The organism is Dactylosporangium sp. CA-092794 (assembly GCF_050948465.1).
Classification (GTDB): domain Bacteria; phylum Actinomycetota; class Actinomycetes; order Mycobacteriales; family Micromonosporaceae; genus Dactylosporangium.
In genome coordinates, this window is record NZ_CP192044.1 from 2,228,468 (window position 1) to 2,243,751 (window position 15,284).

General features: G+C 73.0%; 13 protein-coding genes. 6 read left to right on the forward strand and 7 right to left on the reverse strand.

The window, feature by feature from the left end; all coding sequences use genetic code 11:
* Nucleotides 1-17 precede the first annotated feature (17 nt).
* Both ACQPXD_RS09800 and ACQPXD_RS09805 read right to left on the reverse strand, forming a co-directional pair.
* Nucleotides 18-896: an SIS domain-containing protein gene (locus ACQPXD_RS09800; protein ID WP_432836941.1), complete on the reverse strand. Its 879-nt coding sequence runs from the start codon at nucleotides 894-896 to the stop codon at nucleotides 18-20.
* A 709-nt stretch (nucleotides 897-1,605) separates the two neighbouring features.
* Nucleotides 1,606-2,913 (reverse strand): alpha-glucosidase/alpha-galactosidase, encoded by a 1,308-nt coding sequence (locus ACQPXD_RS09805; RefSeq protein ID WP_432836943.1) that lies wholly within the window; start codon nucleotides 2,911-2,913, stop codon nucleotides 1,606-1,608.
* A gap of 114 nt (nucleotides 2,914-3,027) precedes the next feature.
* Between ACQPXD_RS09805 and ACQPXD_RS09810 the strand changes: the two genes are divergently transcribed.
* The 3 genes from ACQPXD_RS09810 (at nucleotide 3,028) to ACQPXD_RS09820 (ending at nucleotide 7,215) form a co-directional block, all read left to right on the forward strand.
* Nucleotides 3,028-3,807, forward strand: a complete 780-nt coding sequence (locus tag ACQPXD_RS09810; protein ID WP_432836945.1) for a DeoR/GlpR family DNA-binding transcription regulator — start codon at nucleotides 3,028-3,030, stop codon at nucleotides 3,805-3,807.
* The gene (locus ACQPXD_RS09815) at nucleotides 3,804-5,054 is read left to right on the forward strand and encodes a Gfo/Idh/MocA family protein (RefSeq protein WP_432836947.1); all 1,251 of its coding nucleotides are present in this window, start codon (nucleotides 3,804-3,806) and stop codon (nucleotides 5,052-5,054) included. Before ACQPXD_RS09810 ends, ACQPXD_RS09815 begins: the two co-directional genes overlap by 4 nt.
* 112 nt (nucleotides 5,055-5,166) lie before the next feature.
* A complete protein-coding gene (locus ACQPXD_RS09820; RefSeq protein WP_432836949.1) occupies nucleotides 5,167-7,215 on the forward strand; it encodes a catalase in 2,049 nt (682 codons plus the stop codon).
* Nucleotides 7,216-7,448: 233 nt separating this feature from the next.
* Here ACQPXD_RS09820 and ACQPXD_RS09825 read toward each other — a convergent pair whose 3' ends face one another.
* The 5 genes from ACQPXD_RS09825 to ACQPXD_RS09845 form a co-directional block, all read right to left on the reverse strand.
* On the reverse strand, nucleotides 7,449-8,249 hold the full coding sequence (locus ACQPXD_RS09825; protein ID WP_432836951.1) for an MBL fold metallo-hydrolase: 801 nt from the start codon (nucleotides 8,247-8,249) through the stop codon (nucleotides 7,449-7,451).
* Between the two features lie 106 nt (nucleotides 8,250-8,355).
* Nucleotides 8,356-8,784 (reverse strand): thioesterase family protein, encoded by a 429-nt coding sequence (locus tag ACQPXD_RS09830; RefSeq protein ID WP_432836953.1) that lies wholly within the window; start codon nucleotides 8,782-8,784, stop codon nucleotides 8,356-8,358.
* Between the two features lie 258 nt (nucleotides 8,785-9,042).
* Nucleotides 9,043-10,488, reverse strand: a complete 1,446-nt coding sequence (locus ACQPXD_RS09835; protein ID WP_432836955.1) for a PH domain-containing protein — start codon at nucleotides 10,486-10,488, stop codon at nucleotides 9,043-9,045.
* A complete protein-coding gene (locus ACQPXD_RS09840; RefSeq protein ID WP_432836957.1) occupies nucleotides 10,485-10,988 on the reverse strand; it encodes a PH domain-containing protein in 504 nt (167 codons plus the stop codon). The genes ACQPXD_RS09835 and ACQPXD_RS09840 overlap by 4 nt, the downstream gene beginning before the upstream one ends.
* Nucleotides 10,985-11,194, reverse strand: a complete 210-nt coding sequence (locus tag ACQPXD_RS09845) for an acetone carboxylase (RefSeq protein WP_432836959.1) — start codon at nucleotides 11,192-11,194, stop codon at nucleotides 10,985-10,987. Before ACQPXD_RS09845 ends, ACQPXD_RS09840 begins: the two co-directional genes overlap by 4 nt.
* Nucleotides 11,195-11,458: 264 nt before the next feature.
* Here ACQPXD_RS09845 and ACQPXD_RS09850 point away from each other — a divergent pair, with 264 nt between their 5' ends.
* The 3 genes from ACQPXD_RS09850 to ACQPXD_RS09860 are packed head-to-tail and all read left to right on the forward strand — an operon-like array spanning nucleotide 11,459 to nucleotide 14,411.
* Nucleotides 11,459-12,544, forward strand: coding sequence for an AAA family ATPase (locus tag ACQPXD_RS09850; RefSeq protein WP_432836961.1), 1,086 nt, complete (start codon nucleotides 11,459-11,461; stop codon nucleotides 12,542-12,544).
* Between the two features lie 56 nt (nucleotides 12,545-12,600).
* Nucleotides 12,601-13,464 carry a DUF58 domain-containing protein gene (locus tag ACQPXD_RS09855; protein ID WP_432843757.1) on the forward strand — a complete coding sequence of 288 codons (864 nt, stop codon included), beginning with the start codon at nucleotides 12,601-12,603 and terminating at the stop codon, nucleotides 13,462-13,464.
* Complete coding sequence (locus ACQPXD_RS09860; RefSeq protein WP_432836963.1) at nucleotides 13,461-14,411, forward strand: VWA domain-containing protein; 951 nt, start codon at nucleotides 13,461-13,463, stop codon at nucleotides 14,409-14,411. Before ACQPXD_RS09855 ends, ACQPXD_RS09860 begins: the two co-directional genes overlap by 4 nt.
* The last annotated feature ends 873 nt before the right edge of the window (nucleotides 14,412-15,284 follow it).

Here is a 15,284-nt window from a genome sequence, read left to right on the forward strand (position 1 = left end):
GGGGAATTGCGCGAGGTTCAGGCGGTGACGACGGACCGGGTGAGCAGGCGGGGGTGGTCCGGGTCGAGGCCGCGGTGCTCGGCGAGGGCGACCGCGAACCGCTGGGCGAGCAGCAACTGGGCGAGAGGGTCGCGGCCGTCCCGGTACGGCAACGCCCCGGCCTGCTGCGCGGCCTCGTCGAGGGCGTCCGGCACGGCGCCGAACGACCAGACCAGGCTGCGCGGCCCGGCGACGGCGACCGGGCCGTGCCGGTAGTCCATCGCCGGGTACGACTCCGACCAGAACTGCGCGGCCTCGCGCACCTTGAGCGCCGCCTCGTGCGCCAGCCCGATGGTCCAGCCGGTGCCCAGGAACACCAGGTGCTCGATCGCGGCCGGGTCGGCCGGCAGGGCGGCGGCGAGCGCGTCGACGCCGTCGGCGACGAGGTGGCCGAGGTCCTCGCCGAACCCGGCGCGGGCCATCGCCAGCACGGTGGTGGGGAAGCGCGTCTGCACGACGCTGCGCTCGTCGGCGAAGTCGAGCAGAATCCGGGTGTCGACCAGGTCGTCGACCGGCTCACCGGCCACGGCGGTGACCGCCACCCGGTGCACGCCGGCGGGCAGCCGGCGCAGCGCGTCGAGGACCTCGGTGGACGTGCCCGACCGGGTGATGGCGACGACCCGGTCGTAGCGGCGGCGCGGGACGAACTCCGAGGCGCACACGGCGTCGGTCTCGCCGAGGCCGGCCGCCTCCCTGAGCTCGGCCAGGCTCTGGGCGACGAACCAGGAGGTGCCGCAGCCCAGCAGGAGCATCCGTTCCCCGGACGCCCCGAGCGCGGCCCGGGCCTCGTCGGCCAGCGCGAGCCCGCGGCTCCACATGTCCGGCTGGCTGGCGATTTCGAGCGCAGTGTCGTTCATGCGCGAACGCTATGTGCATTCGCGCACTTGACACAAGCTTCGCTGCGCAACTGGACATTCAACATTGCGCGTTTGCCGCCCCCGGATAAATCCAGGCACTCCGTGCCCGGATTTATCCGACTTATCGCCTGACGGGCGATTTGTCGGGTGAAACGGCGCCGAACGGCGCGACGGCGCCACGCGCGGCGTCCTTGGCCAGTTGCTTGCCAGTGCCAGTGCCAGTGCCAGTGCCGGGGCCGGGGCCGGGGCCGGTGGTGCTGGCGGGTGCTGGCGCTGGCGGGTGCCGGGTGGCGGTGCCCAGGTGGCGGTGCCCAGGTGGCGGTGCCCAGGTGGCGGTGCCCAGGTGGCGGTGCCCAGGTGGCGGTGCCCAGGTGGCGGTGCCCAGGTCGGGATGTCGGGTGCTGGGGTCGGGGTCGGGGTGCCCTGGGTCGGGGTGCCGGGGCCGGGGTGGCGGTGCCAGGTGCCGGTGCCTTGGCGGTGGCGATGTCAGGTGTCGGGTGGCGGTGCCGGGGTCGCGTTGCCGGCCACCGCCACCCTGGGCGGCGAAAAGTCTCCGCGATCATGCCGAACCGGCGGCGCGCACCACGAGTTTTCATGATCACGGAGCGACGATGTACTCATAGGTACCGAAAGTCTCCGTGATCATGACAAACCGGCCGTTCCGAGGCGGCACCCGCATGATCGCGGAGACTTCTGGTCGCGGTCGCGGCTAGAGGAGGGCTGGTGCGCGCAGCGGGTCGGGGAGGAGGTCGCCGTGGGCCTCGGTCAGGGCGTCGCACAGGGACCAGATCTGGTCGAGCGTGAGGGTGGCCGCGGCGTTCGGGTCGACCATCGCGGCCTGGCGAACCAGCCGCGGGTCGCCGTCGAGCATCGCGCGGACGGTGAGCTCGCCGACGCTCACGAAGCCCCGGTTGACCGCCGCGCACTGCGGCGGCAGCGACCCCACGCGCTCGGGGCGCAGGCCCAGGCGGTCGACCACGCACGGTACCTCCACCGCGAAACCCTCCGGCAGGTTGGCGATCAGGCCCCGGTTGGCCACGTTGGCGTGGATGCGGCGCAGGGTGCCGGTCTCGATGCTGTGGATGACCTGCGGCGCGTACTCGGTGGCCTCGCGGTGCAGGTCGAGCGGCTCGCCGGCCAGGACCGCGGTTCGAGTGGCGGCGTACTCGGCCAGGTTGCCCTCGCTGATGCGTAGGTAGTCGCCGACCGGGATGCGTAGCCGCTCGACCTCGCTGTCGTGGTGGAGGTACCACGGTACGTACTCCGAGGAGTGCTCGCTGGTCTCGGTCGGGAAGTAGCCGAGGCGGCGGTACATGTCCATGCGTACCCGGCGGCGCAGTTCGGGGTCCTCGGCGATGCGCGCGTCGAGGCGCGGGTACAGGCTCTCGCCGCGGTGCTCCCAGCGCAGCAGCCACGCCTGGTGGTTGACGCCCGCCGCGCTGTAGTCGACCTCGTCCAGTGGCACCCCGACGAGCTTGCACAGGTCGTGCACGGTCCAGAAGACCGAGTGGCACAGGCCGGCCACCTTGAGGTCGGGCGCGATCGCGGCCAGGTAGGCGACGTTCATCGCCATCGGGTTGGTGTAGTTGAGCAGCCAGGCGTCCGGGCACAGCTCGCGCATGTCGGCGGCGATCCCGGCCAGCACCGGGAAGGTGCGCAGCGCGCGGAAGATGCCGCCGATGCCGACCGTGTCGCCGATGGTCTGGCGCAGGCCGTACGCTGCGGGGACGTTGAAGTCGCGCACGGTCGCGGCGTACATGCCGACCTGGATGGCGTTGATGACGTAGGTGGCGCCGTCCAGCGCGGCCCGCCGGTCGAGGCTCGCCACGATCTTCGGGGTGGCGCCGAGTTGTTCGGCGGTACGGCGGGCGATCGCCTCGGCGGTCTCCAGCCGCTCCGGGTCGATGTCGTGCAGGACGAGGGTCACGCCGCGCAGCTCGTCGAAGGAGAGCAGGTCGGCGAGCAGTTCGCGGGTGAACACCACGCTGCCCGCGCCGAGGAACGTGATCACAGTCATGCTTCGGATTGTCGGCAGCGAACGCAGAACCGCACAAGGTTCTTTGACGTTTCGCGCGCAAACGAACTATCATCGTTGCGCGTTTGATCATTGAGCCTGAAGCCGGAGCCGGGATTGCCACAGAGTTCGCTGCGCCGGGCCGATCGCATGTCGGCCATCCTCGACCGCGTGTCCCGGCTCGGCTCCGTCGACGCGGGCGTCCTCGCCGAGGAGTTCGACGTCTCGACCGCCACGATCCGCCGCGACCTGCAGGTGCTGGAGGAGCAGCGGCTGCTCTCGCGCACCCACGGCGGCGCGGTCGCCGTCGACGTGGCCTATGAGCTGCCGGTGCGCTACCGGGTGAGCCAGCGCCGCGAGGAGAAGGCCCTCGTCGCCCAGCGGGCCGCGGCACTGCTGCCGCGCGGCCCGCTGACGCTCGGCCTCACCGGCGGCACGACCACGCTCATCCTGGCCCGGCTGCTCGCCGACCGGGTCGACCTCACGGTGGTGACGAATGCCCTCAACATCGCCTCCGAGCTGGCGTTGCGCCCGCGGCTCAAGCTGATCATGACCGGCGGTGTCTCCCGGACGCAGTCGTACGAGCTGGTCGGCCCCATCGCGGACCAGGCGCTCTCCGGCCTCAACATGGAGCTGGCCGTGGTCGGCGTCGACGGGATCAGCGCCCGCGGCGGCCTGACCACGCACGACGAGATCGAGGCGCACACCAACGCGGCGATGATCCGCCGGGCCGACCGGGTGATGGTGGTCGCCGACGGGTCCAAGGTGGGCCGCAACTGCCTGGCCGGCATCTGCGCGATCACCGGCGTGGCCACCCTGGTGACCGACGCCAGCGCCGACGCCGAGCAGGTCGAGGCGATCCGCCGGGCCGGCACCGAGGTGGTGATCGCGGAATGAGCGACGCGACCGTGCGGCTCCTGGTGGCCGGGGCCGGGCAGCGCGGCCTGACCTACGCCCGGCACGCCGTGCGCGGCGGTCGGGCCAAGGTGGTGGCGGTGGCCGAGCCCGACCCGGCCCGGCGGCTGGCCTTCGCCCGCGAGTTCGACATCCCCGACGAGCTCACCTTCGACGGCTGGGAGCGGCTGCGCGACCGCGACCGGCTCGCCGACGGCGCCGTGGTGGCGACCCAGGACACCGACCACGTCGGCCCGGCGGTGCTGCTGGCCGGCCAGGGGTATCACCTCTTGCTCGAGAAACCGATGGCGCCGGCCGACGCCGAGGCGACCCGCATCGCCGAGGCCGTGCTGCGCTCCGGCGTCATGGCGGCCGTTTGTCATGTTTTGCGGTACACCCCATACACCGCGATGCTCAAAGAGCTGCTCGACACCGGCCGGATCGGCACGCTGGTCAGCATCCAGCACCTGGAGCCGGTCGGCTGGTGGCACCAGGCGCACTCGTTCGTCCGCGGCAACTGGCGCGACTCGGCGACGTCCTCGCCGATGCTGCTGTCGAAGGCCTGCCACGACGTCGACTGGCTGCTGTACCTCAGCGGGAAGACGGTCCACCGGGTCAGCTCGTTCGGCGGCCTGGCGCATTTCCGGGCGGAGCAGCGCCCCGCCGGCGCCGCCGAGCGCTGCCTGGACTGTGCGCTCGAGCCCGGCTGCGCCTACTCCGCGCCCCGGCTCTACCTGGGCGCGCTGGCCCGGATGACGCCCGGCGAGCCGGTGCCGTGGCCGCTGTCGGTGGTGACCGCCGAGCCGTCCGAGGCGGCGGTGCGCGAGGCGCTGCGCACCGGGCCCTACGGCCGCTGCGTCTACGACTGCGACAACGACGTCGTCGACCACCAGGTGGTCGCGATGGAGCTGGCCGGCGGCGCCTCGGTGTCGCTGACGATGACCGCCTTCACCCCGGCCGAGCAGCGCAAGACCCGGCTTTTCGGTACCCACGGCTACATCGACGGCGACGGCGCCCGGCTGCGCGTGGTCGACTTCCGCACCGGCGCCGACACGACGCTCGCCGTCGCCGCCGGCATGGACGCGGGCCACGCCGACGGCGACCAGGGCCTGGTCGAGGCGTTCGTGGCGGCGGTGGCGACCGGCGACCCGGCGCTGCTGCGCTCCGACGTCACCGAGAGCCTGGCCGGGCACCGCGTGGTGTGGGCGGCGGAGCGGGCCCGGCTCACCGGCACGGTCGTCACGCTCTGATCTCACCCTGGCGCGGGAGCGGCGTCTCTCACCCTGGCGCGGGAGCGGCGCCGATGCGGCGAACGCCTCGGACAAAAGGTGTAAAACGGCGCGGACGTGGTAGCCAACGGGGATGACCGCGAAGGACCGGCAGATCGCCGCGAGCAGGCGCCCGTTCAGCGAGGGGGCGCTGACCACCGATCAGGGCATCCCGGTGGGGGACACCGACAACTCGCTGCGGGCCGGCGCGCGCGGGCCGACCCTGCTCGAGGACTTCCACCTGCGCGAGAAGCTCATGCGCTTCGACCACGAGCGCATCCCGGAGCGGGTGGTGCACGCCCGCGGGGCCGGGGCGCACGGGTATTTCCAGGTGTACGAACCGCTGGACGAATTCACGACGGCGGACTTCCTGACCGATCCGGACGCGCACACGCCCGTGTTCGTGCGCTTCTCGACCGTGCAGGGCTCGCGCGGCTCCACCGACACGCCGCGGGACGTGCGCGGCTTCGCCGTGAAGTTCTACACCCGCGAGGGCAACTTCGACCTGGTCGGCAACAACATGCCGGTCTTCTTCATCCAGGACGGCATCAAGTTCCCCGACCTGGTGCACGCGCTCAAGCCGGAGCCGCAGCACGAGATGCCGCAAGCGGCGTCGGCGCACGACTCGTTCTGGGACTTCGTCACGCTGCAGCCGGAGACCATGCACCACGTCATGTGGCTCATGTCGGACCGGGCCCTGCCGCGCAGCTACCGGATGATGCAGGGCTTCGGCGTGCACACGTTCCGGCTGGTCAACGGCCACGGCCGGAGCACGTTCGTGAAGTTCCACTGGACGCCGACGCTCGGTACCCACTCGCTGGTCTTCGACGAGGCCCAGCTGATCTCCGGCCGCGACCCCGACTTCAACCGCCGCGACCTGTGGGAGACGATCGCGGCGGGCGAGCGCCCGTCCTGGGAGCTGGGCCTCCAGCTGATCCCGGAGGAGCGCGCGTTCGAGTTCGAGGACCTGGACATCCTCGACCCCACGAAGATCATTCCCGAAGAAGTGGTACCGGTGACCCCGGTCGGCCGGCTCACGCTGGACCGCAACCCGGACAACTTCTTCGCCGAGACCGAGCAGGTCGCGTTCTGCGTGGGCAACATCGTGCCCGGCATCGACTTCACCGACGACCCGCTGCTGCAGGCCCGCCTCTTCTCCTACCTGGACACCCAGCTCACCCGCCTCGGCGGCCCCAACTTCGCGCAGCTGCCGATCAACCGCCCGCTCGCCGCGGTGCACAACCACCAGCAGGACGGCCTGCACCAGGCGACGGTGCCGGCCGGCCGCGGCAACTACCACCCGAACTCCCTCGGTGGGCCTTACCAGGTCGGGCCGGGCTTCACGTCGTACCCGGAAAGCATCGACGGCCCGAAGGAGCGCAAGCGCAGCGAGACGTTCGCCGACCACTACGGCCAGGCCACGCTGTTCTGGAACAGCATGTCGGCGTGGGAGCAGGAGCACATCATCGCGGCGTACCGCTTCGAGCTCGGCAAGGTCACCGAGATGCCGATCCGGGTCCGCCTGGTCGAGCACCTGAACCGCATCGACCACGACCTGGCCGTCGCCGTGGCGCAGGGCATCGGCGTGGAGGAGCCGGTCAAGTCCCGGGACAACCACGGCCGCCGTTCCCCGGCCCTGTCCCAGGCTGTGCGCGACGGCGCCGCGGCGTCCCCCCGCACCCGCAAGGTCGCCCTGCTCGTCGCCGACGGCGCCGACGCCCGCGTGCTGGGCGAACTCCGCGACGCCCTGACCGGCGCGGGCGCGACCGTGGAGCTCCTGGCCGCCGTCGACGGCGCGATCACCACCTCGGACGGCCTGCCGATGGAGGTGAGCCGGGCAATCCTGACCACGGCGTCGGTACTGTACGACGCGGTGGTGATCCCGGCGGCGACGGCCGACCTGTCGGTGGACGGCGCCGCGGTGCACTTCGCGGCGGAGGCCTACAAGCACGGCAAGCCGGTCGGCGCGTTCGGTACCGGCCTGGGCGTGCTGCAGCGGGCCCAGATCCCGCTGACGACGGCCGAGGCCGACCCGGCCCTGATCGCGGACGACGAGTTCAGTGCGCGGTTCCCGCAGTCGCTGCTGGCGGCCCTGGCCCTGCACCGCAACTTCGACCGCGACGTGAGCGCCGTCCCGGCCTGACCCGACCCGGCGCCGCCCGCGCGTCCGCGCCTCGCGCCGGGCGTCCGCGCCTCGTGCCGGGCGTCCGCGCCTCGTGCCACACGCCTCGCGTCGGCGCTACCCGCCGCGCGCCACGCGTCCCGGGCGTTGCGGCTCGCACCACCCGCCTCGCGTCCGCGCCAGGCGCCACGCGTCCGGCGGCGCCCGCACGAAGCCGCGCCGCGATTCGCTTGTGGGGCGGCGCGGGGCGTGGGCTAAGGCTGGTTGAGCTGCACGTAGCCGCGCTTGACGGCGCAGAGGGAGTGTTCCTGCGGGAACGGGGACTTCGCGGCCACCCGGTCGGGCGGGGCGCCGTCCTGGTCGCCGGCGCGGATCAGCCAGGCCAGGGCGGCGAGCTGTTCGTGCTGGGCGACGACGAAGCGGCGGTCGACCACGGCGCCGTGGCCGGGAACGATCTGGGCGTCCGGGGGCAGCGCGGCCAGCAGGGCGGCGACGGTGTCCGGCCACTCCAGCGGATACGCGTCGTCGAACTGCGGCGGCCCGCTCTGCTCGACCAGGTCCCCGGCGATGGCGACGGCCGCGTCGGGCACCAGCACGACCAGGTCGCCGACCGAGTGGCCGCGGCCGAAGTGGCGCAGCTGGACGGGCCGGTCGCCGAGGTCGGTGTCGGCGACGGTGCGCACCAGGTTGGTCGGCGGGGTCGGGGTGAGGCAGGCCAGGTCGGCGGCGAGGTCGGGGTGCTCCAGGACGGCGCGGTCGCGCAGCGCCGGGCCGATGAGGGCGGCCGCTTCCTCGTGGCCCCAGATCGGGGCGCCGTCGGCGGCGAAGATCATGTTGCCGAAGGTGTGGTCGAAGTGGTGGTGGGTGTTGACCACGATGAGGGGGAGCGGGGTCACACGGCGGACCGCGGCCAGGAGATCCTGGGCCTGGCTCGCGGTGGAGAGGGTGTCGACGACGAGCGCCGCCGCTCCGCCGACGACCAGGGTGGCGGTGACGTCGAGCACCGGGTGGCGCAGCACGTGCACGCCCGCGGCGATCTCGCGCAGCACGGTCATGACTCCTCCCGTGGATCCTCCATGGCCGGGAACCGGGCCCGTCCGGCCCGGCCCTCGGCCGCGCTGGCTGCCCGGCCGTCGCGGGCGGTGATCTCGCGCGGCGCGGTCATGACGCCTCCTGCCCATGATCCATCGCCTTGGCCAGGAACCGGGCGCGCTCGACGATCACCCGCTCGACCCGGCCCTCGGCGACGACCTGCTTGCCGTCGCGGACGGCGATCTCGAACGTCAGGCGGCGCCCGTCGGCCTTGGCCAGCCGGGCCTCGACGACCACCCGGCCGCCGATCGGGGTGGCGGCGCGGTGTTCCAGCTCGGCCCGGGTGCCGACGGTCGTGAAGCCGGGCGGCAGCCGGCTCGCCGTCGCCCCGACCGTCGCCGCCTCCGCCAGGGCCAGCACGCGCGGCGTGGCCAGCACCGGCACGTCGCCCGAGCCGAGGGCCTGCGCGGTGTCGGCATCGGTGACCGTGAGCTCGACGCGGGTGAGGGCCCCGACCCAGGATGCCGCATCGACCGTGGGACGCTCGCTCGGCTGCATGCCTTCCACCCTATAATTTCCGTCCGCCTTTCGGGCGGCCCGATCGGGCCCGGCGGTTCAGGCCGGCCGATCGGGCGGACCGGCCGCGGGCTCCGCCTTCCGCGCGGCCCGCTCGGGCCCCGGCTCAGGCCGGCTGATCCGGCGGGGCGGCCGCGGGCTCCGCCTTCCGCGCGGCCCGCTCGGGCCCCGGCTCAGGCCGGCTGATCCGGCGGGGCGGCCGCGGGTTCCGCCTTTCTGGCGGCCCGCTCGGGCCCCGGGTCAGGCCGGCTGATCCGGCGGGGCGGCCGCGGGCTCCGGCAGCGCGGGCTCCGGCAGCGCGGGCTCCGGCAGCGCGGGCTCCGGCAGCGCGGGTGGCGCGAGCGGGGCAGTGGGTGCGGGGCGGCGGGGCAGGCGGGCGGAGAAGGTGCGCCGGGCGGTGCGGGAGCGGGCGGCGAGGACGTCGGCGAGGTGGTAGGCGTCGGCGGCGTCGCGCAGCCGGGCCGAGGCCCGCATGCCGCCCGCGGTGTCGACGGTGACGGTGGCCAGGGAGAGCAGCCGCTCGAAGGGGCCCTGGGTGACCCGGACGCTCTGCACCCGGGCCAGCGGCACCGCCATCAGCTCCCGGGTCAGCACCCCCTCGCGCACCGCGACCACGTCGTCGGTGACGGCCACGCCGATGCGGTTCCAGGCGAAGGGGGCGAGCCACCGGGCGCGGGCGGGCGGGCCGGTGACCGGCAGGGCGGCGGCGTCGATCGGGGGCGGGGCGGGGCGCGGGTCGACGGCGGCGCCGAGTACCGTCGCGGCAACCTGAGCGGTGCGGGCCGCGGTGTCGACGGGCACGAGCGTGCCGGCCCGCAGCTGTTCCTCGCCGTCGCGGCCGTATCCGGCCACGTCCATGCGGGCCCGGGCCCAGCCGGCGGCCCGCCACAGCAGCGGCCAGGTGAGCTTGACGCCCTGGACCCGCCGCGGCGGCACCGACTGGCTGCGCTTGTTCAGCAGGCCCTGGCGCAGGCGCAGCGCGGCGGCGTCGTCGGCGATGTGGAAGTCCCACTCGTCCAGCACCCGGCGGACGGGCACCTGGAACACGCCGAGGAACGCGGTGATGGTGCTGGCCGCGCCGATGAGGGTCCAGTCGGGGTGGACGGTGGCCGGCCAGACCACGAACGCGAGGCCGACCGGGACGGCGGCGAGCTGCGGGGTGAGCAGCTGGGCGGCGAGCAGCCGGGAGTTGTCCACGGCGAACAGCGGCCGCTCGGCGGCGGGCCCGCCGGGCGCGGCGCCGGTGGCCACCCCCAGCAGCGAGGCGCGCAGCTCGGTGGCGCCGGCGACGGTGAGATACGCCAGCGGCGCCTCCGCCTTGCCGCCCCCGATCACCTCGAGCCGCAGCTCGGCGAGGCCGAACACGCGGGCGACGGCCGGGCGGACGATGTCGATGGCCTGGACCCGCTCCAGCGGGATGGTGCGCACCCGGCGCGACAGCAGCCCCTCGTGGACGCGCAGCTCCCGGCCGACGACCTCGTAGCCGGTCACGGCCCACACGACCGCCGACACCAGCACGGCAGCCACCAGGATCGCGGCCATGGACAGCAGCCAGCGCTCCAGCCCGAGGTCGGACAGGCCCCGCCAGGAGACGGCGACGGCGGCCAGGGCGACCAGCTTCGCACCGCGCACCAGCGGCGTCAGCGGATGCAGCCGCTGCCGGGGCAGGCTCAGCGGTTCGGTCACAGGCCCTCTTCGCGGATCTCGCCGAGGGCGGCGAGCCGGTCCCGTAACCGGGTCGCCTCGGCGGCCTCCAGGCCGGGGACGATGGCGTCGCTCGCCGCGGCCGCGGTGTGCAGGGTGACGGTGGCGAGGCCGGCGGCGCGCTCGATGGGGCCGGCGGTCACGTCGACGAACTGCATCCTGGCATACGGCACGATGGACAGCCGCCGGATCAGCAGCCCGTGGCGGACCAGCAGGTCCTCGGCCCGCTCGGCGTAGCCCCAGGCGCGGATGGAGCGGCGCAGGAACACGGCCCGCAGCGCGCCGGCGACGAGCACGGCGGCGGCGCCGAGCAGGAACCAGGCCGACCACAGCAGCCCGGTGACCAGGCACGCGACGGTGAGCACGAGCACCGAGACTCCCAGCGCGGCCAGCCTGACCAGGAAGTACCGCGGTGAGATCGGCCGCCAGGCCACCGTGTCCGGCCACGGGCGCAGCGGGTCGGGTGCGACCGGAGTGTTCACTCCTCGAGCCTATCCCGATCATCGATCGGCGCGGTCTCGCGCAGGAATCCGCGCACGCTCAGGAACGACGACAACGACTCCCGGTGCTCGTCGCAGGCCAGCCACGTCTTGCGCCGCTCGGGCGTGTGCAGCTTCGGGTTGTTCCACAGCAGCCGCCAGACGGCGGGCTCGCGGCATCCCTTGGCGGAACAGATCAGCTCGTCCACCTGGAAAGTATGTGAGCGCCGGGCGGCCACGGGGGAAGCCGCCCGGCGACGGGGTGAATCGTACCCGCTCCGGTACGGGTGATGTCCAGTCGTGTCGGCGTTCCGATGCGGAAATCCCCAGAATCGATAGCCACATATCCGATATATCGGATGAAGTGAGCGGGCTGACAACTCCCAGTAGGCTCTCAGCAGCGTCGGATCGCGGTCGTTCGCCGCCTCGTGCGACGCTAGATTGGCACAATCGGACATACGCGTGGAGGACCGGTGACCCAGCCGAGCAACCCTGTCTCGAGCAACCCTGTTTCGACCCCAGCTCAGGACGCGACCGTGCTCGAACGGGCCCTCTTCGAGGTCAAGCGGGTCATCGTCGGGCAGGACCGCATGATCGAGCGGATGTTCGTGTCGCTGCTCTGCCGCGGCCACGTGCTGCTGGAGGGCGTGCCGGGCGTCGCCAAGACCCTCGCCGTGGAGACCCTGGCCCGGGTCGTCGGCGGCACCTTCTCCCGCATCCAGTTCACCCCCGACCTGGTGCCCGCCGACATCGTCGGCACCCGCATCTACCGGCAGTCCAGCGAGAAGTTCGACGTCGAGCTCGGCCCGGTGTTCGTCAACTTCCTGCTCGCCGACGAGATCAACCGCGCCCCGGCGAAGGTGCAGTCGGCGCTGCTGGAGGTCATGGCCGAGCAGCAGGTGTCCATCGGCGGCGAGACCTACGAGGTGCCGCGCCCGTTCCTGGTCATGGCCACGCAGAACCCGATCGAGCAGGAGGGCGTCTACCCGCTGCCCGAGGCGCAGCGCGACCGCTTCCTGATGAAGATCCAGGTGGGGTACCCGACCGACGCCGAGGAGCGCGAGATCGTCTACCGGGTCAGCGTGAAGACCCCGGAGCCGGCCGCGGTGCTCACCACCCAGGAGCTCATGGCGCTGCAGGACAAGGCCGACGACGTGTTCGTGCACAACGCGCTCGTCGACTACGCGGTGCGGCTGGTGGTCGCCACCCGCGCGCCCGCCGAGCACGGCCTGAGCGACATCGCGCACCTGATCCAGTACGGTGCCAGCCCCCGCGCCTCGCTGGGCATCGTGCGCGCCTCCCGCGCCCTGTCGCTGCTGCGCGGCCGGGACTACGCGCTGCCGCAGGACGTGCAGGACATCGCGCCCGACATCCTGCGCCACCGGCTGGTGCTGTCCTACGACGCCCTCGCCGACGACATCCCGGCCGACGACATCGTGCGCCGGGTCCTGGCCGCGGTGCCGCCGCCCACGGTCGCGCCCCGCCAGCAGGCCACCACCGCGCCGCCGCCCGGCCAGCCGCAGGCGACCACCACCATCACCACCTGGCCGGGGCGGTGAAGATCCAGGGCGGTACGGGCCTGGACGACGCGCGCGCCGAGGTCGTCCTCAACCGCATGCAGCTGCTCGTCACGCGCAAGCTCGACGGCCTGCTGCAGGGCGACTATCTGGGCCTGCTGCCCGGGCCGGGCACGGAGGCGGGCGAGTCCCGGGAGTACCGCCCGGGCGATGACGTGCGCCGGATGGACTGGCCGGTCACCGCCCGCACGACGCTGCCCCACGTCCGTCAGACCGTCGCCGACCGGGAGCTGGAGACCTGGCTGGCCGTCGATCTGAGCGCCAGCCTGGACTTCGGCACGGCCCGCTACCTCAAGCGCGACCTGGCGATCGCCGCCTCGGCCGCCGTGGCGCATCTCACCGTCCGCGGTGGCAATCGCATCGGGGCCGTCGTCGGTACCGCGGACGCGAGCACCCGCCTGCCCGCGCGCCCCGGCCGCAAGGACGCGCAGGGCCTGCTGCGCACCATCGCGCTCACCCGCGGCCGGCCCGGCCGGGCCGACCTGGGCGAGCTCATCGACATGCTCAACCGCCCGCCCCGCCGGCGCGGCCTGGCGGTGGTGATCTCCGACTTCATGACGCCGTCCGAGCAGTGGGCGCGCCCGCTGCGCAAACTCGGCGTGCGCCACGACCTGCTCGCGGTCGAGGTCGTCGACCCCCGCGAGCTGGAGCTGCCCAACGTCGGCGTGATCGCGCTCGTGGACCCGGAAACCGGCCGGATGCACGAGGTGCAGACCGCCGACCCGAAGCTGCGCCACCGCTATGCCCACGCGGCGGCCGCCCAGCGCGCCGAGATAGCCTCGGCTCTGCGCGGCGCCAACGCGGCACACCTGCGGCTGCGCACCGACTCCGACTGGCTGCTGGACATCGTCCGGTTCGTCGCGGCCCAGCGACACGCCCGAACTCGAGGTACGACCCGATGATCCGACTGCTCTCCCCGTGGTGGCTGCTGTCGCTGATCCCCGTCTTCGCCGTCATCGGCGTCTACGTGTGGCGCCAGTTGCACCGCCGGGCGTTCGCCGTGCGCTTCACCAACGTCGACCTGCTCAGCAGCCTGGTGCCCAAGGGCATCGGCGCGCGCCGGCACGTCGGCGCCGCCGCGTTCCTGCTCAGCCTGGTCATCCTCGCCTTCGGCCTCACCCGCCCGTCGGTCGACACGAAGGAGCCGCTGGAGCGGGCCACGATCATGCTGGCCATCGACGTCTCCCTGTCGATGCAGGCCACCGACGTGGCGCCGACCCGCATCGACGCGGCCAAGTCGGCCGCCATGGACTTCGTCAGGGAACTCCCGGCGAGCTTCAACGTGGGCCTGGTCTCCTTCGCCAAGACCGCCAGCGTGCTGGTATCACCGACGAAAGAGCGCAACTCGATCATGCAGGCCATCAACGGCCTGACCCTGCAGGAGTCGACGGCGACCGGCGAGGCGGTCTTCACCAGCCTCGACGCGATCCGCACCGTGCCCGCCGACGGCGCCGCGGGCCCGCCCCCGGCCCGCATCGTGCTGCTCTCCGACGGCTTCCGCACCGCGGGCCGCTCGCTGGAGGATGCCTCCGCCGCCGCCTCGGCCGCCAACGTGCCGGTCTCGACGATCGCCTTCGGCACCGACGAGGGCGTGGTACGCATCGGCAACTCGCCGCAGCGGGTGCCGGTCGACCGCCCGTCCCTGCAGAAGGTGGCCGAGGTCACCAAGGGCTACTTCTACGAGGCCGCCAGCAAGGACGAGCTCAAGCGGGTCTACTCGGACATGGGCAGCTCGATCGGCTACCGCACCAAGCCCCGCGAGATCACCCAGTGGTACCTGGGCTTCGGCTTCCTGCTGGCCCTGTGCGCGGGCGCGCTGAGCCTGCTGTGGGGCTCCCGCCTGCCCTGAGTTCGACCCGCGATCCGCGCAACTGACGACCGTCGCCCTTGTCAGCACCTGGTCTGGCTCGGTTCCCGCGAAACCCAACCGAGCCAGTCCAGTCCAGTCCAGTCCAGCCCAGTCCAGCCCAGTCCAGCCCAGTCCAGCCCAGTCCAGCCCAGCCCAGTCCAGCCCAGCCCAGCCCAGTCCAGCCCAGCCCAGCCCAGTCCAGCCCAGTCGGCCCGGTCCGGCGCCCGCCTGCCCCGAACGAACGGCCCCGGCCCCGCCAGACCCGAACGGCCGGCCCCGCCAGACCCGCGGCGCCAAGAGTCACGATAAGTCGGGCGCTCCGCGCCACGACTTATCGGACATATCACGATTTTTCGTCATCCCGTGACGCTTCTACGCACTCGGCGGCGCGGGCCTGCGGCGAGACCCCGGCGATGGCGCACCGAGACCGGTGGGACAGCTGGCCAGTCGCCCCGAGGCCGCCGTATGCCGCCTTATGTCTCCGCGATCATGCCGACCGGCCGCGTGCACCACTCGTTTTTCATGATCACGGAGACAAAACGTACTCCCGTGTACCGGATGTCTCCACGATCATGAAAAACCGGGGGTGTCGGCGTGGTGGCGTGCATGATCGCGGAGCGTTATGGTCACGGAATCGGATATATGCCCTGTCAGGGTATATATCCGAAAAGTCGTGGCGCGGAGCGCCCGACTTTTCGGACAGCGGGCGGGCGGCACGCGCCGCGCGGCTGGGCGCGCAGGAGGAGTTGCGGCTGGGCTCAACGGCACGGCGTCGGTTGCCGCGCCGGCTGCGTGGCAGTGGCACGGCGTCGGGCGTCGCGCCGGCTGAGCGGCAGCGGCGCGCCGTCAGTCGCTGCGCCGGCTAGGCGTCAG

Excerpts from the sequence above, each read along its gene's own strand:
- ACQPXD_RS09800 (WP_432836941.1), bottom strand. The coding sequence starts at position 896 with ATGAACGACACTGCGCTCGAAATCGCCAGCCAGCCGGACATGTGGAGC.
- ACQPXD_RS09805 (WP_432836943.1), bottom strand. The coding sequence starts at position 2,913 with ATGACTGTGATCACGTTCCTCGGCGCGGGCAGCGTGGTGTTCACCCGC.
- ACQPXD_RS09815 (WP_432836947.1), top strand. The coding sequence starts at position 3,804 with ATGAGCGACGCGACCGTGCGGCTCCTGGTGGCCGGGGCCGGGCAGCGC.
- ACQPXD_RS09820 (WP_432836949.1), top strand. The coding sequence starts at position 5,167 with ATGACCGCGAAGGACCGGCAGATCGCCGCGAGCAGGCGCCCGTTCAGC.
- ACQPXD_RS09825 (WP_432836951.1), bottom strand. The coding sequence starts at position 8,249 with ATGACCGTGCTGCGCGAGATCGCCGCGGGCGTGCACGTGCTGCGCCAC.
- ACQPXD_RS09830 (WP_432836953.1), bottom strand. The coding sequence starts at position 8,784 with ATGCAGCCGAGCGAGCGTCCCACGGTCGATGCGGCATCCTGGGTCGGG.
- ACQPXD_RS09855 (WP_432843757.1), top strand. The coding sequence starts at position 12,601 with ATGCAGCTGCTCGTCACGCGCAAGCTCGACGGCCTGCTGCAGGGCGAC.
- ACQPXD_RS09860 (WP_432836963.1), top strand. The coding sequence starts at position 13,461 with ATGATCCGACTGCTCTCCCCGTGGTGGCTGCTGTCGCTGATCCCCGTC.